The 22,111-nt window shown below is 71.0% G+C and carries 21 protein-coding genes and 1 riboswitch; of the genes, 16 read left to right on the top strand and 5 right to left on the bottom strand.

The features are described 5' to 3' along the window. Positions 1-34: 34 nt before the first annotated feature. The gene (locus ACZ6KO_RS09775; protein WP_401447905.1) at positions 35-229 is read right to left on the bottom strand and encodes a hypothetical protein; all 195 of its coding nucleotides are present in this window, start codon (positions 227-229) and stop codon (positions 35-37) included. Positions 230-366: 137 nt separating this feature from the next. Here ACZ6KO_RS09775 and ACZ6KO_RS09770 point away from each other — a divergent pair, with 137 nt between their 5' ends. Then, on the top strand, positions 367-1,341 hold the full coding sequence (locus ACZ6KO_RS09770) for a carbohydrate kinase family protein (protein ID WP_469302396.1): 975 nt from the start codon (positions 367-369) through the stop codon (positions 1,339-1,341). Positions 1,342-1,834: 493 nt separating this feature from the next. Here the strand turns inward: ACZ6KO_RS09770 and ACZ6KO_RS09765 are convergent, their stop codons facing one another. Further along, on the bottom strand, positions 1,835-3,217 hold the full coding sequence (locus tag ACZ6KO_RS09765) for an aminotransferase class V-fold PLP-dependent enzyme (protein ID WP_469302394.1): 1,383 nt from the start codon (positions 3,215-3,217) through the stop codon (positions 1,835-1,837). Positions 3,218-3,501: 284 nt separating this feature from the next. Between ACZ6KO_RS09765 and ctaC the strand changes: the two genes are divergently transcribed. The 4 genes from ctaC (at position 3,502) to ACZ6KO_RS09745 (ending at position 7,963) form a co-directional block, all read left to right on the top strand. After that, entirely contained in the window at positions 3,502-4,470 is a 969-nt protein-coding gene (gene ctaC, locus ACZ6KO_RS09760) for an aa3-type cytochrome oxidase subunit II (RefSeq protein ID WP_469302391.1), read from the top strand. After that, the gene (gene ctaD / locus ACZ6KO_RS09755) at positions 4,467-6,203 is read left to right on the top strand and encodes an aa3-type cytochrome oxidase subunit I (protein WP_401447896.1); all 1,737 of its coding nucleotides are present in this window, start codon (positions 4,467-4,469) and stop codon (positions 6,201-6,203) included. Before ctaC ends, ctaD begins: the two co-directional genes overlap by 4 nt. Next, the gene (locus tag ACZ6KO_RS09750; protein WP_401447894.1) at positions 6,200-6,598 is read left to right on the top strand and encodes a cytochrome c oxidase subunit 4; all 399 of its coding nucleotides are present in this window, start codon (positions 6,200-6,202) and stop codon (positions 6,596-6,598) included. The genes ctaD and ACZ6KO_RS09750 overlap by 4 nt, the downstream gene beginning before the upstream one ends. A 114-nt stretch (positions 6,599-6,712) precedes the next feature. Beyond that, entirely contained in the window at positions 6,713-7,963 is a 1,251-nt protein-coding gene (locus ACZ6KO_RS09745) for a L,D-transpeptidase (protein WP_469302388.1), read from the top strand. Positions 7,964-7,992: 29 nt separating this feature from the next. On the opposite strand, the gene ACZ6KO_RS09740 is transcribed toward ACZ6KO_RS09745, so the two are convergent. Next, positions 7,993-8,394 carry a response regulator transcription factor gene (locus ACZ6KO_RS09740; RefSeq protein ID WP_401447890.1) on the bottom strand — a complete coding sequence of 134 codons (402 nt, stop codon included), beginning with the start codon at positions 8,392-8,394 and terminating at the stop codon, positions 7,993-7,995. 188 nt (positions 8,395-8,582) lie between these two features. Between ACZ6KO_RS09740 and ctaE the strand changes: the two genes are divergently transcribed. From ctaE to ACZ6KO_RS09710, 6 genes are all read left to right on the top strand, one after another. Further along, positions 8,583-9,203, top strand: coding sequence for an aa3-type cytochrome oxidase subunit III (ctaE, locus tag ACZ6KO_RS09735; protein ID WP_469302386.1), 621 nt, complete (start codon positions 8,583-8,585; stop codon positions 9,201-9,203). A 76-nt stretch (positions 9,204-9,279) separates the two neighbouring features. Then, positions 9,280-10,089: a cytochrome bc1 complex diheme cytochrome c subunit gene (gene qcrC / locus ACZ6KO_RS09730; RefSeq protein WP_469302384.1), complete on the top strand. Its 810-nt coding sequence runs from the start codon at positions 9,280-9,282 to the stop codon at positions 10,087-10,089. Then, the gene (gene qcrA / locus ACZ6KO_RS09725) at positions 10,086-11,141 is read left to right on the top strand and encodes a cytochrome bc1 complex Rieske iron-sulfur subunit (protein WP_469302382.1); all 1,056 of its coding nucleotides are present in this window, start codon (positions 10,086-10,088) and stop codon (positions 11,139-11,141) included. The genes qcrC and qcrA overlap by 4 nt, the downstream gene beginning before the upstream one ends. After that, on the top strand, positions 11,138-12,763 hold the full coding sequence (qcrB, locus tag ACZ6KO_RS09720; protein ID WP_469302379.1) for a cytochrome bc1 complex cytochrome b subunit: 1,626 nt from the start codon (positions 11,138-11,140) through the stop codon (positions 12,761-12,763). Before qcrA ends, qcrB begins: the two co-directional genes overlap by 4 nt. A 153-nt stretch (positions 12,764-12,916) precedes the next feature. After that, entirely contained in the window at positions 12,917-13,981 is a 1,065-nt protein-coding gene (gene trpD / locus ACZ6KO_RS09715; protein WP_469302375.1) for an anthranilate phosphoribosyltransferase, read from the top strand. Positions 13,982-14,077: 96 nt separating this feature from the next. Beyond that, positions 14,078-14,194, top strand: a riboswitch (SAM riboswitch). A gap of 260 nt (positions 14,195-14,454) precedes the next feature. Then, positions 14,455-15,843 (top strand): aminotransferase class V-fold PLP-dependent enzyme, encoded by a 1,389-nt coding sequence (locus ACZ6KO_RS09710; RefSeq protein ID WP_469302372.1) that lies wholly within the window; start codon positions 14,455-14,457, stop codon positions 15,841-15,843. A gap of 276 nt (positions 15,844-16,119) precedes the next feature. Here ACZ6KO_RS09710 and ACZ6KO_RS09705 read toward each other — a convergent pair whose 3' ends face one another. Together ACZ6KO_RS09705 and ACZ6KO_RS09700 are read right to left on the bottom strand one after the other, a co-directional pair. After that, on the bottom strand, positions 16,120-16,401 hold the full coding sequence (locus tag ACZ6KO_RS09705; RefSeq protein ID WP_008738815.1) for an Lrp/AsnC family transcriptional regulator: 282 nt from the start codon (positions 16,399-16,401) through the stop codon (positions 16,120-16,122). Beyond that, a complete protein-coding gene (locus ACZ6KO_RS09700) occupies positions 16,398-17,099 on the bottom strand; it encodes a rhomboid family intramembrane serine protease (protein WP_469302363.1) in 702 nt (233 codons plus the stop codon). The genes ACZ6KO_RS09705 and ACZ6KO_RS09700 overlap by 4 nt, the downstream gene beginning before the upstream one ends. A gap of 161 nt (positions 17,100-17,260) precedes the next feature. On the opposite strand from ACZ6KO_RS09700, the gene ACZ6KO_RS09695 reads away from it, so the two are divergent. The 5 genes from ACZ6KO_RS09695 to ACZ6KO_RS09675 all read left to right on the top strand — a co-directional run bounded on the left by ACZ6KO_RS09695 (position 17,261) and on the right by ACZ6KO_RS09675 (position 22,109). Next, positions 17,261-17,500 carry a hypothetical protein gene (locus ACZ6KO_RS09695; protein WP_469302361.1) on the top strand — a complete coding sequence of 80 codons (240 nt, stop codon included), beginning with the start codon at positions 17,261-17,263 and terminating at the stop codon, positions 17,498-17,500. 45 nt (positions 17,501-17,545) lie between these two features. Further along, positions 17,546-18,910, top strand: coding sequence for an NYN domain-containing protein (locus tag ACZ6KO_RS09690; RefSeq protein WP_469303817.1), 1,365 nt, complete (start codon positions 17,546-17,548; stop codon positions 18,908-18,910). A gap of 245 nt (positions 18,911-19,155) precedes the next feature. Continuing rightward, the gene (locus ACZ6KO_RS09685; RefSeq protein ID WP_469302359.1) at positions 19,156-20,181 is read left to right on the top strand and encodes a C40 family peptidase; all 1,026 of its coding nucleotides are present in this window, start codon (positions 19,156-19,158) and stop codon (positions 20,179-20,181) included. Between the two features lie 266 nt (positions 20,182-20,447). Further along, positions 20,448-21,497: a C40 family peptidase gene (locus ACZ6KO_RS09680; protein WP_469302357.1), complete on the top strand. Its 1,050-nt coding sequence runs from the start codon at positions 20,448-20,450 to the stop codon at positions 21,495-21,497. A 48-nt stretch (positions 21,498-21,545) separates the two neighbouring features. Then, positions 21,546-22,109: a hypothetical protein gene (locus ACZ6KO_RS09675; RefSeq protein WP_469302355.1), complete on the top strand. Its 564-nt coding sequence runs from the start codon at positions 21,546-21,548 to the stop codon at positions 22,107-22,109. Positions 22,110-22,111: the final 2 nt, after the last annotated feature.

Here is a 22,111-nt window from a genome sequence, read left to right as displayed (position 1 = left end):
TCCGGTTCCCCTACGCGCCTGCCGGCCTACTGGCCTACTCGCCGTACTGGGCGGTGGCGGCGATCAGGCGGGCCGAGGACGGGGGCACGCTGATCCCGTGGATCTGGGAGGGGGCCACGCGCGCGGGGTGCGGCTCGGCCGGGACCGTCCAGTGCGGGGCCATCCGGGCGCAGTCGCCGAGGAGCTGAGCGAGGCCTTCGGGGTGCCCGTAACCATCGGTAGACGTCATGGGGGCACGGTAGGCACGGCGGGCCGCGCGGAGAAAGACCTACTACGGGGTAGTTTCGGGCATTCGGCCGAACGGCCGGGACCGGGTAGCGTTGACTGTCCTCTGTCGCCCCTCGCCCACGCAGGAGCATCAACGCCGTGCGTATCGCAGTCACCGGCTCCATCGCCACCGACCACCTCATGACCTTCCCCGGCCGCTTCGCCGACCAGCTGGTCGCGGACCAGCTGCACACGGTCTCCCTCTCCTTCCTCGTCGACAACCTCGACGTGCGCCGGGGCGGTGTGGGCCCGAACATCTGCTTCGGCATGGGTCAGCTCGGCACCCGGCCGATCCTGGTCGGCGCGGCCGGCTACGACTTCGACGAGTACCGCGCCTGGCTGGACCGGCACGGCGTCGACACGCAGTCCGTCCGTATCTCCGAGGTGCTGCACACCGCGCGCTTCGTCTGCACGACGGACTCCGACCACAACCAGATCGGCTCCTTCTACACGGGTGCGATGAGCGAGGCCCGGCTGATCGAGCTGAAGGCCGTCGCCGACCGCGTGGGCGGCCTGGACCTGGTCCTGATCGGCGCGGACGACCCGGAGGCGATGCTGCGCCACACGGAGGAGTGCCGGACGCGGGGCATCCCGTTCGCGGCGGACTTCTCGCAGCAGATCGCGCGGATGGACGGCGACAACATCCGCACGCTGATGGAGGGCGCGACGTACCTCTTCTCGAACGAGTACGAGAAGGGCCTCATCGAGTCGAAGTCCGGCTGGAGCGACGAGGAGATCCTCGGCAAGGTCGGCACGCGCGTGACCACGCTGGGCTCGCGGGGCGTGAAGATCGAGCGGACCGGCGAGGCCCCGATCGTCGTGGGCTGCCCGGAGGAGACCGCGAAGGTCGACCCGACGGGTGTCGGCGACGCGTTCCGCGCGGGCTTCCTGACGGGGCTGGGCTGGGGCGTGGGCCTGGAGCGGGCCGCGCAGGTCGGCTGCATGCTGGCGACGCTGGTCATCGAGACGCTGGGCACCCAGGAGTACACGCTGGCCCGTGCCCACTTCATGGAGCGCTTCACCAAGGCGTACGGCGACACGGCCGCCGCGGAAGTCCGCGCCCACCTGTCCTGACACCGGGCCCCCGGGCCCACGCTCGCCGGCCCCGGGTCCGACCCGCATCCCGGGCCGCCCGGCCGGGCCGCCGGGCCCGACCCGCCCCACCGGCCGGGGCCGGGACCCACGTCCCGCCCGGCCCTCCGGGTCCGACCTGGGCCGGCCGACCACCGCCCCCTGGGCCCTGCGCGGTGGGGGTCGGGCCCTGCGGGGCTCGTTCCCCCACCCCGCCCCTTCCCGAAACCGGGGCTCCGCCCCGAGACCCCGCCCGGGGCCGATACGGGCGCTGCGCGCCCGTGCGCTCAAACGCCGCGCGGGCTGGAAGTGCCGCGCGCCGCACTTCTCAGCCGCGCGGCGACACCAACCCAGCCTCGCCGGCGTTTGAGGCGCGGGGGTGTGGGGGCGGAGCCCCCGCGGGGGTGGTCCGACGAGCGGGCTCCGGCTCCGGCACGGGCACCTTTCCAGCCTCGCCGGCGTTTGAGGCGCGGGGGAGTGGGGCGGGGCCCCGGGGTCAGTGGGTGCGGCGGACCTTGTACGACGTGCCCTTCGGGTGGGGGGACTCGCCCAGGTAGTCGTGGCCGCGCAACGTGCACCACGCCGGGATGTCCAGGCGGGCCACCTCGTCGTCCGACAGGACCGTGACCGTCCCGCCCACCGCCACCGTGCCGATCGCCCGCGCCAGCTCGATCACCGGCTGCGGGCAGCGCAGGCCCAGGGTGTCCACCTCCACCGAGGGCGTGGACACCGACGGCTCCGGCGGCGGCGGGGTCGCGCCCAGGCGGGCGCGGACGTCCGCCACCACCCCCGGCAGGACCTCCAGGAACGCGTTCACCGACTCCGCCGTCGTCCCCACCGGCAGCGACACCCGCACGTTCCCCTCCGACAGCACCCCCATCGCCCGCAGCACATGGCTCGGCGTCAGCGTGGAGCTCGTGCAGGAGGAGCCCGACGACACCGAGAAGCCCGCCCGGTCCAGCTCGTGCAGCAGCGTCTCGCCGTCGACGTACAGGCAGGAGAACGTCACCAGGTGCGGCAGCCGCCGGTCCGCGTCGCCCACCACCTCCACGTCCGGCACCAGCCGGGCGACCCGCCGCCGGATCCGGTCCACCAGCACCCGCAGCCGCCGCCCCTCGGCCTCCGCCTCCGCCCGCACCGCCCGCAGCGACGCCGCCGCCGCCACGACCGCCGGCAGGTTCGGGTAGCCGGGCGAGCGGCCCGACTCCCGTTCGTCGGCGGGGCCTTGGGGCGCGTACCGCACCCCCTTGCGGACGGCCAGCAGGCCGACCCCCGGCGGCCCGCCCCATTTGTGCGCGCTCGCCGTCAGCAGCGACCAGCCCGCCGGCGGCCGCTCCCACGGCAGCGACTGCGCCGCGTCCACCAGCAGCGGCACGCCCGCCGCCGCGCAGGACTGCGCCACCTCGGCCACCGGCTGTACCGTGCCCACCTCGTGGTTGGCCGACTGCAGGCAGGCCAGCGCCGTGTCCGCGCGCAGCGCCCCCGCGTAGGCGTCGGCGTCCACCGCGCCCACGCGCGAGACCGCCACCCGCGTCACCGAACCGCCGCCCGCCTCATGGGCCTCCGCCGCGTGCAGCACGGAACTGTGCTCGACCGCCGATACGACCAGGTGGCTGCCCACCCGCCGGCGGCCCGCCAGCGCCCCCGCCAGACCCGCGTGAACCGCGTGCGTCCCCGAAGGAGTGAACGCCAGCTCGTCGGGGCGGCAGCCCACGGCCTCCGCCGCCGCCTCGCGCGCCGCGTCCAGCAGCAGCCGGGCCCGCCGGCCCTCGCGGTAGAGGCGTACGGGGTCGGCCCAGCCCTCGTCCAGCGCGGCCAGCAGGGCCTGCCGGGCGACCGGGTGGAGGGGAGCGGCGGACGCGGCGTCGAAGTACGGCATTGCGCCACCGTAGGCCAAGGCCCGGGCTTCACCAGGTCAGGGACCGTCAGATGGCTTCCGGAGAGCCCCGTTCCGGGGTGTCCGGCCCGTCCCCCGGACGGCCGACCCACCCCTTCGGGGGCTGTAGCGGCGCGTTGGGCACCCTCCCCGCGCGACCCCAAATAGCGTCCAGTAGGGTTTGGTCCGCATAAACATCCAAACCCCTGCCCGCGTCAGGGCCGGCGACCGACCCGCGAGACGGCCGCAGCCGGTCGCGCGGGCCGAGACTCTCGGGAAGGCGCTACGTGAGTCCCTACGGCTCCGACCGCTCGCCGCGGCGCCCGATGCGGCGGAAGCTGCTGCAGGCGCTGACTGCGGGCGCGGTTCTGGCGACCGCCACTGGTTGCACATATAAAGACTTCCCCACCCTCGGAATGCCCGACCCGGTCACCGAGGAGGCGCCGCGCATCCTCTCGCTGTGGCAGGGTTCATGGGCCGCCGCCCTCATCACCGGCATCCTGGTGTGGGGTCTGATCCTGTGGAGCGTCATCTTCCACCGGCGCAGCCGCACCAAGATCGAGGTTCCGCCGCAGACCCGGTACAACATGCCCATCGAGGCGCTGTACACCGTGGTTCCGCTCATCATCGTCTCGGTGCTCTTCTACTTCACCGCGCGTGACGAGTCCAAGCTCCTCGAGCTCACCGCCAAGCCGCCGCACACCATCAACGTGGTCGGCTTCCAGTGGAGCTGGGGCTTCAACTACATCGAGAACGTCGATGGGGATGCCGCGACGCCGAAGGCGGGCGCCGTTCCGAAGGAGCTCGCCTCCATCCCGGACCGGTACACCAAGGACTTCCCGGCGGGCGCCGAGGGCGTCTACGAGAAGGGCACGCCGGCCGATGTGAACGCGGAGAAGGGCTGGCCGGGCCCGACCCTCTACCTGCCCAAGGGCGAGAAGGTCCGCTTCATCCTGTCGTCCAACGACGTCATCCACTCCTTCTGGGTCGTCCCCTTCCTGTTCAAGCAGGACGTCATCCCGGGTCACACCAACGTCTTCGAGGTCACGCCGAACGAAGAGGGCGTCTTCATGGGCAAGTGCGCCGAGCTCTGCGGCGTCGACCACTCCCGGATGCTCTTCAACGTCAAGGTCGTCTCTCCCGAGGAGTACAAGAAGCACCTCAAGGAACTGGCTGAGAAGGGGCAGACCGGCTTCCTCCCGGCCGGCATCAAGCAGACCGACCCGGCCCGGAACTCGGAGACGAACAAACTGTGAGCATCCTCAACGAACCTCAGGGTGCCGCGGCAGCTGAAGACTCGTACGAGAACGAGCTGCCGGTACGGCGCAAGCGCCCGGGATCCGTGGTCGTCAAGTGGCTGACCACGACCGACCACAAGACCATCGGTACGCTCTACCTGGTCACCTCGTTCGTGTTCTTCATCATCGGCGGCATCCTGGCCCTGGCCATGCGTGCCGAGCTGGCCCGTCCGGGCACGCAGATCATGTCGAACGAGCAGTTCAACCAGGCGTTCACGATGCACGGCACGATCATGCTGCTGATGTTCGCGACGCCGCTGTTCGCCGGATTCGCCAACTGGATCATGCCGCTGCAGATCGGCGCGCCCGACGTGGCGTTCCCGCGGCTGAACATGTTCGCGTACTGGCTCTACCTCTTCGGCTCGACCATCGCGGTGGCCGGCTTCGTCACGCCGAACGGCGCCGCCGACTTCGGCTGGTTCGCCTACTCCCCGCTGTCCGACGCGGTCCGCTCGCCGGGCATCGGCGCCGACATGTGGATCATGGGTCTGGCCTTCTCCGGCTTCGGCACGATCCTCGGTTCGGTCAACTTCATCACCACGATCATCTGCATGCGCGCCCCCGGCATGACGATGTTCCGCATGCCGATCTTCACCTGGAACGTGCTGCTGACCGGTGTCCTGGTCCTGCTCGCCTTCCCGGTGCTGGCCGCCGCGCTCTTCGCGCTGGAGTCCGACCGCAAGTTCGGCAGCCACATCTTCGACTCGGCCAACGGTGGCGCACTGCTCTGGCAGCACCTCTTCTGGTTCTTCGGACACCCAGAGGTGTACATCATCGCGCTGCCGTTCTTCGGAATCATCTCCGAGGTCATCCCGGTCTTCTCCCGCAAGCCGATGTTCGGTTACATCGGCCTGATCGGCGCGACGATCGCGATCGCCGGCCTCTCGGTGACCGTGTGGGCGCACCACATGTACGTCACCGGCGGCGTATTGCTGCCGTTCTTCTCCTTCATGACCTTCCTGATCGCGGTACCGACCGGTGTGAAGTTCTTCAACTGGATCGGCACCATGTGGAAGGGCTCGCTGTCCTTCGAGACCCCGATGCTCTGGGCCGTCGGCTTCCTGATCACCTTCACCTTCGGTGGTCTGACCGGCGTCATCCTGGCCTCGCCCCCGATGGACTTCCACGTCTCCGACTCGTACTTCGTCGTCGCGCACTTCCACTACGTCATCTTCGGCACCGTGGTCTTCGCGATGTTCTCCGGCTTCCACTTCTGGTGGCCGAAGTTCACGGGCAAGATGCTGGACGAGCGCCTCGGCAAGATCACGTTCTGGACGCTGTTCGTGGGCTTCCACGGCACGTTCCTGGTGCAGCACTGGCTGGGTGCCGAGGGCATGCCGCGCCGTTACGCGGACTACCTCGCCGCCGACGGCTTCACCACCCTGAACACGATCTCGACGATCAGCTCCTTCCTGCTCGGCCTGTCGATGCTTCCGTTCATGTACAACGTGTGGAAGACCGCCAAGTACGGCAAGAAGATCGAGGTCGACGACCCGTGGGGCTACGGCCGTTCGCTCGAGTGGGCGACCTCCTGCCCGCCGCCGCGCCACAACTTCGTCACCCTGCCGCGGATCCGCTCCGAATCCCCGGCGTTCGACCTGCACCACCCGGAGATCGCGGCCCTCGAGCACCTTGAGGACCACAGCGCCGGCACCAAGGCCGTCACCGGTGGCAAGGAGGCCGGCAAGTGAAGATCCAGGGCAAGATGTTCCTCTGGCTCGCCCTCTTCATCCTGATCATGACCGTCGTGTACGGCGTCTGGTCGAAGGAGCCCGTAGGAACCACCGCGCTCGCCCTCGCCTTCGGCCTGAGCGCCATGATCGGCTACTACCTGGCCTTCACGGCCCGGCGCGTGGACGAGATGGCCCAGGACAACCTGGAGGCGGACGTCGCGGACGAGGCCGGCGAGCTGGGGTTCTTCTCCCCGCACAGCTGGCAGCCGCTCTCCCTGGCCATCGGTGGCGCGCTCGCCTTCATGGGCGTCATCTTCGGCTGGTGGCTGATGTACTTCTCCGCCCCGATCATCGTGATCGGCCTGTGGGGCTGGGTGTACGAGTACTACCGCGGTGAGAACCAGAACCAGTAGTACGCGTTCCGCATGACCTGCCTGGGGCCCGGACACCTCTTCGGAGGAGTCCGGGCCCCTCGTTTGCAGTCACCCCGCGCGCACTGATGGTCATACCTTCATAGCGTTGGCTCCATGAGCCACACACCGCGTCTTTGGACGGTAGTCAGCTGCGCCATGCTGGTCGCGTCCCTCGGGGCCGGCGCCACCGCGTGCGGCGGGTCCGGCGACCACCCGCTGTCCGCGCGCCCCTACGACGCGGCCGGTCAGGTCGCCTTCAACCAGGCCGCGGGCAGCCGCCCCGTCGACCCCGACCGGCCGCTGGAAGTCACCTCCAAGGGCGCCGACGGCCGGATCACCGACGTCACCGTCGTGGACACCCACGGCCGCCGCCTGGCGGGCGAGCTGTCGGCCAAGGGCGACCGCTGGCACAGCACCACGCCCCTGTCCGCCGGCGTGCGCTACACCGTCACCGTCAGCACGGAGGACCAACGGGGCGCCCCGGGACAGCGCACCATGACGTTCGACACCGCACCGGCCCACAAGGTCCTCCAGGTCGAATTCGGCCCGGAGGAGGGCAAGTACGGCGTCGGGCAGCCCCTCATCGCCGAGCTCAACGAGCCCGTCCACGACAAGGCCTCCCGCGCCCTCGTGGAGCGGGCCCTGGTGGTGGAGGCCAAGCCCAAGCCCGTGGAGGGCTCCTGGCACTGGGTGGACGACTCCCGGCTGCACTTCCGCCCCAAGGACTACTGGCCCGCCCACTCCACCGTCTCCGTACGGAGCAACCTGGAGGGCGTCAAGATCGGCAACGGGGTCTACGGGGCCGCCTCGAAGCCGCTGAAGCTGGAGATCGGCGACCGGGTCGAGGTCATCACCGACGCCTCGTCGCACTGGATGACGTTCAAGCGCAACGGAGAAGTGATCAATTCCATTCCGATCACCACCGGAAAGCCGGGCTTCTCCACCCGCAACGGCATCAAGGTGGTGCTCGGCAAGCAGTACTACGTCCGGATGCGCGGCGACACCGTCGGCATCGGCGGCAGCGAGTACTACAACCTGCCCGTCTACTACGCCACCCGTGTCACCTGGAGTGGTGAATACGTGCACGCCGCCCCGTGGTCCATCGATTCCCACGGCTACGCCAACGTCAGCCACGGCTGCACCGGCATGAGCACCGGCAACGCCGCCTGGTTCTACGAGAACATCACCGAGGGCGACCTCGTCACGGTCATCAACAGTATCGGCGAGGAGATGGACCCGTTCGGCAACGGGTACGGCGACTGGAACCTGGACTGGAAGGACTGGCGCGACGGCAGCGCGCTGCTCAAGGACACCCAGGAAGGCCGCAGCCCCATCGACAAGGCGCGACTGCGGCCCCAGGTGTAAAACGGCCGTACCGGACGGCCCTGCGGCCCTCAGGCCTCCACGGAGAGCCTGGTGCGCAGCAGGGCCGCCAGCCGGTCCGGGAACTCCACCGGATCCACCGGAAGGGTCACCGCCGCGTCCGCGCGGCTCCACGTGGCCAGCCAGGCGTCCTGCGGGCGCCCGATCAGCAGCAGCACCGGCGGACACCGGAAGATCTCGTCCTTCAGCTGCCGGCACACGCCCATCCCGCCCGCGGGCACCGCCTCACCGTCCAGCACGCACAGGTCGATCCCGCCGGCGTCCAGTTCCTTGAGCACGGCCGGGAGCGTCGCGCACTCGACGAACTCCACCGGCGGGAGGTCCGCGGCCGGCCTGCGCCCGGACGCCAGCCGCACCTGCTCCCGGGTCCCCGCGTCGTCGCTGTAGACCAGAACCCTTGCAGTCGCCCGCATTGTTTCCTCCACGCGTCAGGAAATCCTGCGCGGGATGCTACTCCGTCCAACGCGCTGTCAACATCGGTTCGCGCGCCCTCGCGCCCGGACGTCGATAGCCCATCTGATGGGCCGTTCGGGCAGTGCACACCCCTCGGACACTCCGAACGGCACCCCCCGGGGTGAGGGCGGGATAAGCGACCGACATAATGTCGGTCGTGGCGACAGCAACGACAGTAGATACCGGGCACGCGCACCCGACGGTCAACAGGCCGAACCTCGTCAGCGTCGGAACCATCATCTGGTTGAGTTCCGAGCTGATGTTCTTCGCGGCCCTCTTCGCGATGTACTTCACCCTGCGATCGGTGACGGGCTCCGAGTACTGGACGGCTCAGGCGGACACCCTGAACCTCCCGTTCTCGGCGACGAACACGACGATCCTGGTGCTTTCCTCCCTCACCTGCCAGCTCGGCGTCTTCGCCGCCGAGCGCGGTGACGTGAAGAAGCTCCGGACGTGGTTCATCATCACGTTCGTCATGGGTGCGATCTTCATTGGCGGCCAGGTGTTCGAGTACACCGAGCTGGTCAAGCACGAGGGCATGAGCCTCTCGTCCGGTCCGTACGGCTCGGTCTTCTACCTGACCACCGGCTTCCACGGACTGCACGTGACGGGCGGTCTCATCGCCTTCCTGCTGGTCCTCGGCCGGACGTACGCGGCCAAGAGGTTCACCCACGAACAGGCCACGTCGGCCATCGTCGTGTCCTACTACTGGCACTTCGTCGATGTCGTCTGGATCGGCCTCTTCGCCACGATCTACCTGATCAAGTAGCGAACACGTGGCCGGGTACGGCCCGGCACACCATCCAGAAACACCGACGCAGAAGATCCTGACACCGGGGTAATCCGTGAAAAAGCTCTCCGCACGACGACGCCATCCGCTGGCGGCGGTCGTCGTTCTACTCCTCGCGCTGGCGGCCACTGGGGGGCTGTACGCCGCCTTCGCGCCCGCGGGCAAGGCGCAGGCCGATGAAACCGCCCAGTCCCTCGCCATCGAGGAGGGCAAGAAGCTCTACGCCGTGGGCTGCGCAAGCTGCCACGGAACCGGCGGTCAGGGTTCCTCTGACGGCCCGAGCCTGGTGGGCGTCGGCTCTGCCGCCGTCGACTTCCAGGTGAGCACGGGCCGCATGCCCGCCCAGCAGCCCGGCGCCCAGGTGCCGAAGAAGCCCGTGATCTACACCCAGGCGCAGATCGACCAGCTGGCCGCGTACATCGCCTCCCTCGGCGCCGGCCCGATCACGCCGACCGCCAAGCAGTACGACCCGGCGGGTGCCGACATCGCCAAGGGTGGCGAGCTGTTCCGCAACAACTGCGCGCAGTGCCACAACTTCACCGGTGAGGGCGGTGCGCTCACGCACGGCAAGTACGCCCCGAACCTCGAGGACGTCTCGCCGAAGCACATCTACGAGGCCATGCTCACCGGCCCGCAGAACATGCCCTCCTTCCCGGACAGCACGATGCCGGAGAAGGAGAAGAAGGACATCATCGCGTACCTCCAGAACGTGAACGGCGAGAAGTCGGTCAACCCCGGCGGCCTCAAGCTCGGTGGCCTCGGCCCCGTCTCCGAGGGTCTGTTCGGCTGGATCTTCGGTCTGGGTGCGCTGATCGCTGTCGCCGTCTGGGTCGCGGCCCACACCGCTAAGGCCAAGAAGTCATGAGTAGCCAAGACATTCCCGAAGAGAACCTGCCGAGCGAGCAGGGCAACGCGCACCACGGTGGTGTAGCCGTCGCGGACGACCCGTTCGCCGACCCCGGCATGCCGGCCCACAAGCCGCGCATCCAGGACATCGACGAGCGGGCCGCCAAGCGGTCCGAGCGCACCGTGGCGATGCTGTTCACGCTGTCGATGCTGGCCACGATCGGCTTCATCGCCGCGTACGTGATCATCCCGGTCGACAAGATCGTGTTCATCTGGCCCCTCGGCAAGGTGAGCGCGCTCAACTTCGCCCTGGGCATGACGCTGGGCATCGCCCTCTTCTGCATCGGCGCGGGCGCGGTCCACTGGGCCCGCACCCTGATGTCCGACGTCGAGGTCGCCGACGATCGCCACCCGATCGCCGCTTCGCCGGAGGTCAAGGCCAAGGTCCTGCAGGACTTCGCCGACGGTGCGGCGGAGTCCGCCATCGGCCGTCGCCCGCTGATCCGCAACACCATGCTCGGCGCGCTGGCCATGGTGCCGCTCGCCGGCGTCGTGCTGCTGCGCGACCTGGGCCCGCTGCCCGAGGAGAAGCTGCGCAAGACCCTCTGGGCCAAGGGCAAGCTGCTCATCAACCAGAACACGATGGAGCCGCTGCGTCCCGAGGACGTCGCCGTCGGTTCGCTGACCTTCGCCATGCCCGAGGGCCTGGACGAGCACCAGCACGACTTCCAGACGCAGATCGCCAAGGCCGCCCTGATGATCGTCCGTATCCAGCCGGAGAACATCAAGGACAAGCAGGAACTGGAGTGGTCCCACGACGGCATCGTGGCCTACTCCAAGATCTGCACCCACGTCGGCTGCCCGATCAGCCTGTACGAGCAGCAGACCCACCACGTGCTCTGCCCGTGCCACCAGTCCACCTTCGACCTCTCCGACGGCGCCCGTGTCATCTTCGGCCCGGCCGGTCACGCGCTTCCGCAGCTGCGGATCGGCGTGAACCAAGAAGGCTTCCTCGAGGCGCTCGGCGACTTCGAAGAGCCCGTCGGTCCTGCATTCTGGGAGCGCGGATGAGCACTGCCACCGATACGAAGCGCAAAGCGCCGGCCGGGGAGCGCGTAGCCGACTGGGCGGACGGCCGCCTGGGCATCTACAGCCTCGCCAAGGCCAACATGCGCAAGATCTTCCCGGACCACTGGTCCTTCATGCTGGGTGAGATCTGCCTCTACAGCTTCATCATCATCATCCTCACGGGTGTGTACCTGACGCTGTTCTTCCACCCGAGCATGAACGAGGTCGAGTACCACGGCTCGTACGTGCCGATGCAGGGCGTGCTGATGTCCGAGGCCTTCGCCTCGACGCTCGACATCAGCTTCGACGTCCGCGGTGGTCTGCTGATCCGCCAGATCCACCACTGGTCGGCCCTGATCTTCGTCGCGGCGATGATCGTGCACATGATGCGCGTCTTCTTCACCGGCGCGTTCCGCAAGCCGCGCGAGATCAACTGGATCTTCGGCTTCCTGCTGCTGGTCCTCGGCATGTTCACCGGCTTCACCGGTTACTCCCTGCCGGACGACCTGCTCTCGGGCACCGGTGTCCGCTTCATGCAGGGCGCGATCCTGTCCGTGCCGGTCGTCGGCACGTACCTGTCGTTCTTCCTGTTCGGCGGCGAGTTCCCCGGCGGCGACTTCGTCGCCCGGTTCTACTCGGTCCACATCCTGCTGCTGCCCGGCATCATGATGGGCCTGCTGGTGGCCCACCTGATCCTGGTCTTCTACCACAAGCACACCCAGTTCGCGGGCCCCGGCCGCACGAACAACAACGTCGTCGGCATGCCGCTGCTGCCGGTCTACATGGCCAAGGCCGGAGGCTTCTTCTTCCTGGTCTTCGGTGTCATCGCGGCCATCTCGGCGATCGCCTCGATCAACCCGATCTGGGCGCTCGGCCCGTACCGCCCGGACCACGTGTCCACCGGTGCGCAGCCCGACTGGTACATGGGTATGCCGGAAGGCCTCATCCGTGCCATGCCCGGCTGGGAGATCAACCTCTGGGGTCACACGCTGGTGCTCGGCGTGTTCATCCCGCTGATCCTCTTCCCGCTGGTCCTCGGCTCGATCGCGGTGTGGCCGTTCATCGAGTCCTGGGTCACCGGCGACAAGCGCGAGCACCACATCCTGGACCGCCCGCGCAACGCCCCGACGCGTACGGCCTTCGGTGTCGCCTGGATCGCGGAGTACATCGTGCTCCTGATCGGCGGTGGCAACGACATGTTCGCGCAGTACTTCCACCTCTCGATCAACGCGATCACCTGGTTCGTCCGGATCGGCTTCTTCGTCGTCCCGGTCCTCGCGTTCATCGTCACCAAGCGGATCTGCCTCGGCCTCCAGCGCCGGGACCACGACAAGGTGCTGCACGGTCGCGAGACCGGCATCATCAAGCGTCTGCCGCACGGTGAGTTCGTCGAGATCCACGAGCCGCTGCCGCAGGGCCAGCTGCACACGCTGACCGCGCACGAGCAGTACAAGCCGCTCGAGATCGGCCCGACGGTCGACGAGAACGGTGTCGAGCGCAAGGTCGGCGCCATGGAGAAGCTCCGCGCGAAGCTCAGCAAGGGCTTCTACGCGGAGGGCAACCAGATTCCGAAGCCCACGGTGGAGGAGTACAAGGAGATCCAGAGCGGCCACGGCCACCACTGATCTCCGGCCGCCCGGTCCGGCCGACTGATCCGGCCGAAAACTGATCGCCACGGCAAGAGCCCCGTCCAGTGTCTGGACGGGGCTCTTCGCCGTCCGTGGAGCTGGATAGGCTGGGACCCTTCCCATCGGCATCTGTGGACCCTGGAGCGGACCATGAACGTTGTGACCCCGGCAGGCGGCGACAGCGTGGCGGCCCCTTCCTGGCCGGGCCTCCTGGACGCGCTGCTCGCCGGCCGGAACCTGGCCGTGGACGACACGGCCTGGGCGATGGACAAGATCATGCGCGGTGAGGCGACGGACGCCCAGATCGCCGGTTTCCTGGTGGCCCTGCGGGCCAAGGGGGAGACGGTGGACGAGATCAACGGCCTCGTGCGCACCATGTACGAACACGCCAATCTCATCGAGGTGCCGGGCCGGACGGTGGACATCGTCGGCACCGGCGGCGACGGCGCCAAGACCGTCAACATCTCGACGATGTCGGCCGTCGTGGTCGCCGGTACGGGTGCCAAGGTGGTCAAGCACGGCAACCGGGCCGCCTCCTCGTCGAGCGGGGCCTCGGACGTGCTGGAGAAGCTCGGCGTCAACCTGGACCTGTCCCCCCAGCGGGTCGTGGCGGTCGCCGAGGAAGCCGGCATCACCATGTGCTTCGCCGTGAAGTTCCACCCGGCCCTGCGGCACGTGGCGGCCGCCCGCCGGGAGCTGGGCATCCGCACCACGTTCAACGTCCTGGGCCCGCTGACGAATCCGGCCAAGGTGCGCTCCCAGGCGACGGGTGTCGCCGACCCCCGGATGGCCCCGATCGTCGCGGGCGTGCTGGCCGAGCGCGGCTCCTCGGCGCTGGTCTTCCGCGGTGACGACGGCCTGGACGAGCTGACCACGACGGCGACCTCGCGGGTGTGGTGGGTCCGCGACGGCAAGGTCACCGAGCAGCCCTTCGACCCGCGTGACGTGGGCATCTCCCTGGTCGACGTCTCCGCCCTGGCCGGCGGGGACCCCTCGTACAACGCGGACGTGGCCCGCCGGCTGCTGGCCGGCGAGACGGGCCCGGTGCGCGACGCGGTGCTGCTGAACTCGGCGGCGGCCCTGGTGGCCCTGGACCCGGGCCCGGGCACCCTGGAGGAGCAGCTGCGGGCCGGTATCGAGCGGGCGGCCGAGTCGGTGGACTCGGGCGCGGCCAGGGCGGCCCTGGAGCGCTGGGTGAACGTCAGCAACGCGTAGCCTCCCGACGGCGTGACGGCTCGAAACGGGTGACCCCGGTCCAGCATGCGGACCGGGGTCTTGCCGTTCCGCGTGCGTATGGCAGGATGCTCACCAGGTCACGAGTGACAGCGTCAAGGCCCCGGCTCGCTGTCCGGCAACCCTCCTTCCGTGGCGGGGTGCCCCGGGTGATGACCAGGTCGCAGGCAGCAAGGCCTGCGGCAAGCGCGGATCCCTCGACACCAGGGGTCCTGGTCTCTCGAGGAGCGTTTTCCGTGAGCAAGCGAATGCGATAGGGCGGCTCCCGCCCCTTCTTCCCCCCTCGGATCCGGGCCACTTCGGCGTACCCACGTACCCACTCACCGGTGTACGGACGTGCCCGCTCGACGCCCCCCGTGCTCCGAGGCATCCCGTACCCCGGACGGCCTCCGCGCCGTACCCGCGTACGGGCGATCCGTCGAAGCCATTCAGCCCTGCCGCCGGGAGATTCCGCCATGTCCGCTGCCACCCACGCCACCCACGCCACCGCCGGCACCGGCTGTGCCGAGCCGCTGCCCGTCCTCGGCCGGGACGTCACCGTGCCGCTGGTCACCGGGGGCGAGGTCACGTACGCCGCGCTCGACTACGCCGCCAGCGCCCCCGCCCTCCAGCGGGTCTGGGACGACGTCGCCGGCTACGCCCCGTACTACGGCAGCGTGCACCGGGGGGCCGGCTACCTCTCGCAGCTGTCCACCGACCTGTTCGAGGCCAGCCGCGCCACCGTCGCCGAGTTCCTCGGCTGCCGCTCCACCGACCAGGTGGTCTTCACCCGGTCCACCACGGACTCGCTCAACCTCCTGGCGCGGGCGCTCCCCGCGGGCTGCCGGGTCTTCGTCTTCGAGACCGAGCACCACGCCTCCCTGCTGCCGTGGGGCGACGCGCAGGTCACCTGCCTCGACGCCCCGCGGACCCCGGCGCAGGCCGTCGAGACCCTGGAGCGGGCGCTGGCCGCCCGCACCGCGACAACGGAAGGGGGGTACGGCCCCGCGCTGGTCTGTGTCACCGGTGCCAGCAATGTCACCGGTGAACTGTGGCCCGTCAAGGAGCTCGCCGCCGCGGCGCACGCCCACGGCGCGCGGATCGTCCTGGACGCCGCCCAGCTCGCCCCGCACCACCCGGTCTCGGTGACCGAACTGGACGTGGACTGGGTCGCGTTCTCCGGGCACAAGCTGTACGCGCCCTTCGGCTCCGGCGTCCTGGCCGGCCGCGCCGACTGGCTCCAGCGGGCCGAGCCGTACCTGGCCGGCGGCGGTGCCTCGCGCACGGTCTCGCGCCGTACGGACGGCGGGGTCGACGTGGAGTGGCACACCACCGCGGCCCGCCACGAGGCCGGTTCGCCCAACGTCATCGGCGTCTACTCCATCGCCTCCGCCTGCAAGGCGCTCACCGAGGCCGGCTTCGACTCGCTCGTCGCCCGCGAGGAGCGGCTGATCGCCGCGGTCCGCGCCGGGCTGGCCGAGGTGCCCGAGGTCCGCGTGCTGTCCCTGTTCGGTGACGACGCGCCGCGGGTCGGCGTCATCTCCTTCGTGGTGGACGGCTGGAACAGCTCGCACTTCGCCGCCGCGCTCTCCGCCGAGTACGGCATCGGCGTCCGCGACGGCCTCTTCTGCGCCCACCCCCTGGTGCGCACGCTGCTGGGCGGCGCCCCGCAGGAGCCGGGCGAGTGCGGCGCCCCGGAGGCGGCCCCGGACGGGAGGTCCCTGAACGCCATCCGCGTCAGCTTCGGCGCGGGCACCCCGGACGAGCACGTGGAGCGGTTCGTGGGCGCGGTGAAGGAACTGGTCACGGACGGCGCGAAGTGGCAGTACCGCACGCAGGAGGGCCGCTGCGTCCCCGTCTCCTGACGGACCCTCGCACCGCTCGGCGTACGCTGCGCCGCATGACCTACTGGGATCCGGTACCGACGTTCAGGGAGGCGGTCGGCAGGCCGCTGCCGCAGTGGGCACCGGGGGCCGGCAGAGCTGGTCCGCGACTGGCGGCGCGAGCGCGGCCGGGTGCGGGAGTGGGCCGTGCGGCGCTGCCCGGCGAGAGCCTCCCGGCGCTGTGACGGCCGCGACGGCGGACCCGGGCCCGTCCGTCGGCCGGGCGCCGGGCCGCTGCCGTCCCTCCCCGGCCAGGGGCTACGCGTCGAGGCCGATCGCGAACGCCGCTTCCAGGTCGTGCTGGGAGTACGTACGGAACGCCACGTGCGTGTCGGTGGCCTCCACGCCCGGGATCTTGCTGATGCGGCCCGGGATGATGTCCGCCAGGTTCTCGTGGCGGGCCACGCGCACGAGGGCGATCAGGTCGTACGTACCGGTGACGGAGTAGACCTCACTGACGCTGTCCAGCGCGGCGATCGACTCGGCGATCTCGGGGATGCGGTCCACGCTGGTCTTGATGAGCACGATCGCGGTGATCACGGCTGGCTGTCTCCCTCGGTGGCCGTCGCTGGTCGCTTCACTCTAGTCGTACGCCGGTAGCGCGCCCACGCCCCCAGGAATCCCAGCGAGAACCCCACCACGTGCGCGAGGTACGCCACGCCCGGCCCGCTGCCCGCGCGGTGCGCCGCCAGCCACTGCAGGGCGAACCAGGCCAGCAGCACGAGCCACGCCGGGAAGCGCAGCGGCAGGAAGAGCAGGAACGGGAACAGCGTCGTCACCCGGGCGCGCGGGAAGAGGCAGAGGAAGGCGCCGAGCACCGCCGAGATCGCGCCCGAGGCGCCCACCAGCGTCTCCGGGGAGGCGGCGTGCGCGGCCGCGTACGCCACCAGCGCGAGATAGCCGGTGACCACGTAGAAGCCGAGGAAGACCGTCCGGCCCATCCGCTCCTCCGCCATCGTGCCGAAGACGTAGAGGAAGAGCATGTTGCCCAGCAGGTGCAGCCAGCTGCCGTGGACGAACAGGGCGGTCAGCGGGGTGAGCAGGCTCCGCGCCTCCGGGGGGAAGAGCTCGGCCGGGACCACCCCCCAGCGGCGGAAGTACGCCGTGCCCGAGGCCAGGAGCTGCTCGCCCGTCCCGTAGGAGGGGTTCAGGCCCGAGGCCGGTCCGAGGAGGAAGACCACGCAGCAGGCGGCGATCAGCACGTGGGTCACGGTGACGCCGGCGGGTCTTACGATCATGGGACAGAGCATGGCGCACCGGGCGGAGGCGGTCAGCTCGCCTCGCCGCCGTCCCGGATCCGGGAGGGGCCCCACCCGCCATGCCCGCAGGCCGTAGGGTTACGTGCTGCCACACCATCGAGGTTTTAATTGAACGAGCGACGAAGGAGTGAGGACGGCCGATGACGGTTCCCCTGCCGACCGCCACCACCCGGTGGCGCTGCACCTTGTGCGGCAACCTCACACGGTTCGACGTCACCCGCTCGTCGAAGGTCGTCGAGTACGTCCACCTGGACCTCGCCGGGGAGGCCAAGGTCGAGGAGCGCGAGGTGGTCAATGAGACCATCGAATCGGTGCGCTGCCGCTGGTGCGACGCGGTGGACCGGATCGAACTCGTGGACAGGCCGGGCGCGGACTCCTGACGGAGCCGGCGCCCGAAGGTAAGAAGCTGACGGTAGGGGTGACGGATCGTGGAGCCAGCAAGCGGCGCTGAGCCTGCCGACGCGGCCGGCGACGCCGCCGAGGTGCTCGACCGCCCGCTGCCCGAAGGCGTACGGCGCCGGGTCGTCGCGCTCGTCTCGGAGGCGTTCGGCGGGCTGACCGTCGCCGATCTGCCGGCGCAGCTGCGCCAGTACGCCCGGTTCACCCCCACCCGGCGGGCCAAGTTCGCCGGGAACGCCATGGCCGCCGCCGTGGAGACGGACGCCGTCTTCCGTTCGCGCGTCGCCGAGAAGCTCCGCGAGGCCCAGCCCGACCTCGCCGGGGCCCTGGAGACCGGTGCGCCGCCGGCCGCCGCGGACCCGCTCGACGTGGCGGCCGCCGCGTACGTCCTGCGGCCGGTCGGCTGGGTCAAGCTGGTGGCCGCCGCGGGCGAGGAGGCGCAGCGCGCCGACGCCGAGCGGGTGGGCGAGGAGACCCAGCGCGAGCTGGAGCGGCTGCGCGAGGAGCTGGCCCACGTACGGGAGCAGCAGCGCACCGGTGGCGAGCAGCTGCGGACCGAGCTGGAGGCCGTGCGCAAGGAAGCGGAATCGCTTCAGCGCAAGCTCCGCAGCGCCTTGAACGACGTGAAGCGGGGCGAGGCCGCCCTGCGGAAGGTCACCGCGGAGACCGACGGCATCCGGGCGGAGGCCGCCGGTCAGGTCGCCGCCGCCGAGAGCGAGTCGCGGCGGCTGAAGTCCCGGCTGGCGGAGGCCGAGGCGGCGCTGGAGGCCTCGCGCCGGGCCACCCGCGAGGGGCGCAGCATCGAGGACATGCGGCTGCGGCTGCTGCTGGACACGGTGCTCGACGCGGCCCAGGGGCTGCGCCGGGAGCTGGCCCTGCCGCCGGTCTCGACCCGTCCCGCCGACACCGTGGACGCGGTGGAGCCGGGCCGGATGACGCCCAAGGACATCGCCAACCGCGCGCTGTCGGAGACCGATCCGGCGCTGCTGGACCAGCTGCTGGCGCTGCCGCAGGCGCACCTGGTCGTCGACGGCTACAACGTCACCAAGACCGGCTACCCCACGATGCCGCTGGAGAAGCAGCGGCTGCGGCTGCTGGGCGGGCTGTCGATGCTGGCCGCGCAGACCGGCGCCGAGATGACGTGCGTCTTCGACGGCGCGGAGCTGGCGGCCCCGGTGCTGCTCGCGCCGCCGCGCGGCGTACGGGTGCTGTTCTCCAAGCCGGGCGTGACGGCGGACGAGCTGATCCGCCAGCTGGTGCGGGCCGAACCGCCGGGCCGTCCGGTGGTCGTGGTCTCCACCGACCGCGAGGTGGCCGACGGCGTGGCCAAGGCGGGGGCGCGGCCCGTAGCGTCCGCTTTGCTCCTCAAGCGGCTTTCGCGCGTCTCGTAACACAGGGCCGTCATGCCCGAATTGGCAGCGGCCGCGCGGAACGTAGGGTCAAGTGGCCGCCACGCAGTGTGCGCTGAAGGTAAAGAAGCTGGTGGGGGCGTGAATTTTTGTCCGCAGGGTTTGAAGTGATCACGGCGCCCTCACTAGGGTCTGGCCAAACCTTCGTGCGGTAGGTCACTCATTAGGGGTGCCGGCGGAGGAGCCGCCGTGTGTGCCCCGGCGGCCGGAGGAAGGAGAGCGCCCCCGTGGCGTCCCACCGTCGACCCAGGCAGCCGAACCGCGCGCGCGTCACCGTCCTCACCGCGACCGCCGCCGCGGCCGTCGCGCTCTCCGCCCATGGAGCCTCCGCCGCCCCGGCCAAGCCCGGCAAGGACGAGGTCAAGGCCCAGGTGGAGAAGCTCTACGAGGAGGCCGAGCAGGCCACCGAGAAGGCCAACGGGGCCAAGGCGCGCCAGGAGAAGCTGGAGAAGGAGATCAGCCGGCTCCAGGACCAGGTGGCCCGGGGGCAGGCCGAGCTCAACGAGGTCCGCGGCAGGCTCGGCACGATGGCCACCGCGCAGTACCGTTCCGGCGGGATCGACCCCTCCCTCGCCCTCCTGCTCGCGGACGATCCGGACGAATACCTCCAGAAGGCCTCCACGCTGGACCAGTTGAGCGGCAAGCAGGTCGAGGCCGTCCAGAAGATCCAGGCCAAGCAGCGCAGCCTCGCGCAGCAGCGCCAGGAGGCCTCCGGCAAGCTCGCCGACCTCGACGCCACCCGCAAGGAGCTGGCCGAGAAGAAGAAGACCTCCCAGGGCAAGCTCGCCGAGGCCCAGAAGCTCCTCAACACCCTCACCGCGGGGGAGCGCGCGCAGCTCAAGGACGAGGAGGCCCGCGCCAGTCGCGCCGACGGCGACCGCGTCGACCTCGGCAACGAGAAGGGCAGCGGCCGCGCCGCCGCCGCGCTCGCCGCCGCCAAGACCAAGGTCGGCAGCGCGTACATCTCCGGCTACGAGGGCCCCAACGCCTTCGACTGCTCGGGGCTGGTCCAGTGGGCCTACAAGCAGGCCGGGGTCTCCCTCTCGCGCACCACCTACACCCAGGCCAACGACGGCCGGCGGATCGGCCGGAGCGAGCTCCAGCCCGGCGACCTGGTGCTGTTCTACTCGGACCTGCACCACATCGGCCTGTACGCGGGCAACGGCACGGTGCTGCACGCCTCCAACCCGCGCGGCGGCGTCAAGTACGAGTCGATCAACAACATGCCGTTCCAGTTCGGCGTCCGCGTCTGACCCCGGCCGGCCCCGGCCGGCCCTCTTGACGCTGAACGCGGTGCGGCGCGCCGTACACCGCCCATCCGGGCGAATTGCGCGGCCCGCCCGCGACCCCGCCCCGCGCCGGTGACCTGCGCCTTGAGCGGGGCGCCCCGTCGCGCGGACGGGCGGCGGTCGTTGGCCGGTGTGTGGTCGCGCGGTTACTGTCGGCCCGCGCGGAGCCCGGTACAAGGCCGTCCACGGGGGGCGGACCCGGGCCACGCAGCGGAAGGGAGCGGCTCCACGTGGCGTCCCATCGCCGGTCCGCGGCCACGGGCCCCGGCCTCGACCGGAACACCAGGGTCACCGCCCTGACCGCCGCCGCGGCGGCCGCCGCGGCCGCCCTCACGGGCACCCCGGCCCTCGCGGCCCCCGCCGCCCCGCAGGACCCGGCCTCCACCGTCCGGGCCCAGGTCGACCGGCTCTTCGAGGAGGCCGAACAGGCCACCGAACGCTTCAACGAGGCGGGGGAGCGGGCCGCGAAGCTGCGCGAGGAGGTCCGCCGCATCCAGGACGCCGTCGCCCGCGGCCAGGACCACATCAACACCATGCGGGGCGTGCTCGGCGCCTTCGCCGGGGCCCAGTACCGCTCCGGCGGCCTCGACCCGGCCGTCGCGCTGATGCTCTCCGAGGACCCCGACGCCTACCTCGACAAGGCCGCCGCCCTCAGCCGGCTGACCGGCCGTCAGACGCAGGCGCTCGCCGAACTGCACGAGGAACGGCGCCGGCTCGCCCAGCAGCGCCACGAGGCCTCCGGCAAGCTCGCCGAACTGGAGGGCCTGCGCTCCGACGTGGCGCGGCACAAGCGCTCCGTCACCGCCAAGCTCGCCGCCGCCCGGCGGCTGCTGAGCGCGATGCCCACCGAGGAGCGGGCCGCGTTCGAACGGGCCTCGCGCTCCGGCGGCCGCGCCGACGGACTGCCGGAGCTCTCCTCCCTCGGCCCCTCCTCGGGCCGGGCCGCCGCCGCAGTGATGGCCGCCCGGGCGGCCATCGGCCGGCCGTACATCTGGGGGTCCACCGGGCCCTCCGGATTCGACTGCTCCGGGCTGATGGTGTGGTCCTACCGGCAGGCCGGGGTCTCGCTGCCGCGCACCTCGCAGGCCCAGCGGTTCGCGGGCCGCCAGGTCCCGCTCTCCGAGGCACGGCCGGGCGACCTGGTGACGTACCGCTCGGACGCCAGCCACGTCGGCATGTACGTCGGCAACGGCCAGGTGGTGCACGCGCCGTACCCCGGAGCCCGGGTGCGCTACGACCCGGTGGGCATGATGCCGGTCTCGTCGGTCACCCGCCCCTGACGCCCAGCGGTCGGCAACGCCGCGGCCGCACGGACGTACGATCGGCGGATGGTCCGGGTCCTCCTGCGCGCGCTCGTGGCGCTGCTCCTCTGCGCGGCGGCGGGGTGCTCCGCGCCCGCGCCGGCGGACGGCGCCGAGCGGGACGTCCGGCGCGCGGTGGCCGCGTGGCCGCAGCCTCCGGCCGGGATCCCCTTCGACTCCTTCGGCTACGAGGTCACCTCCGTACGCCGTGACGGCGACCGGGCCGTGGCCGCCGCCGAGCTGCGCTACCGGCTCGCCGGGTACGACGGGGCGCCCGCCACCTCGGCCCGCGAGGTCGAGCTGACCTCGGCCGGCGGGGCCTGGCGGGTCACCGCGGAGCGCCCGGCGCCCGGCGCGCCGGCCCAGCCCTGGGACCAGGGCCCGGTCACGGTGGTGCACGGCACCCACAGCCTGGTGCTCGGCACCGGGCAGGACCGGGCGCTGCTGGAGGCGGGGGCGGGGCCCCGGGGCGGCGCGGGGGCCCCCCCCCGCCCGGCCGGGCCCCCCCCCCGGGGGGGGCCCGGGGGGGGGGGGGGCCCCCGCGCCCCCCCCCCGCTTGGCGCCCAGCGGGGGCGGCCGGCGTCGCCCTAACC

It is taken from the genome of Streptomyces sp. NPDC042102 (assembly GCF_055582305.1).
This window is presented reverse-complemented; position numbering and strand designations above follow the sequence as displayed.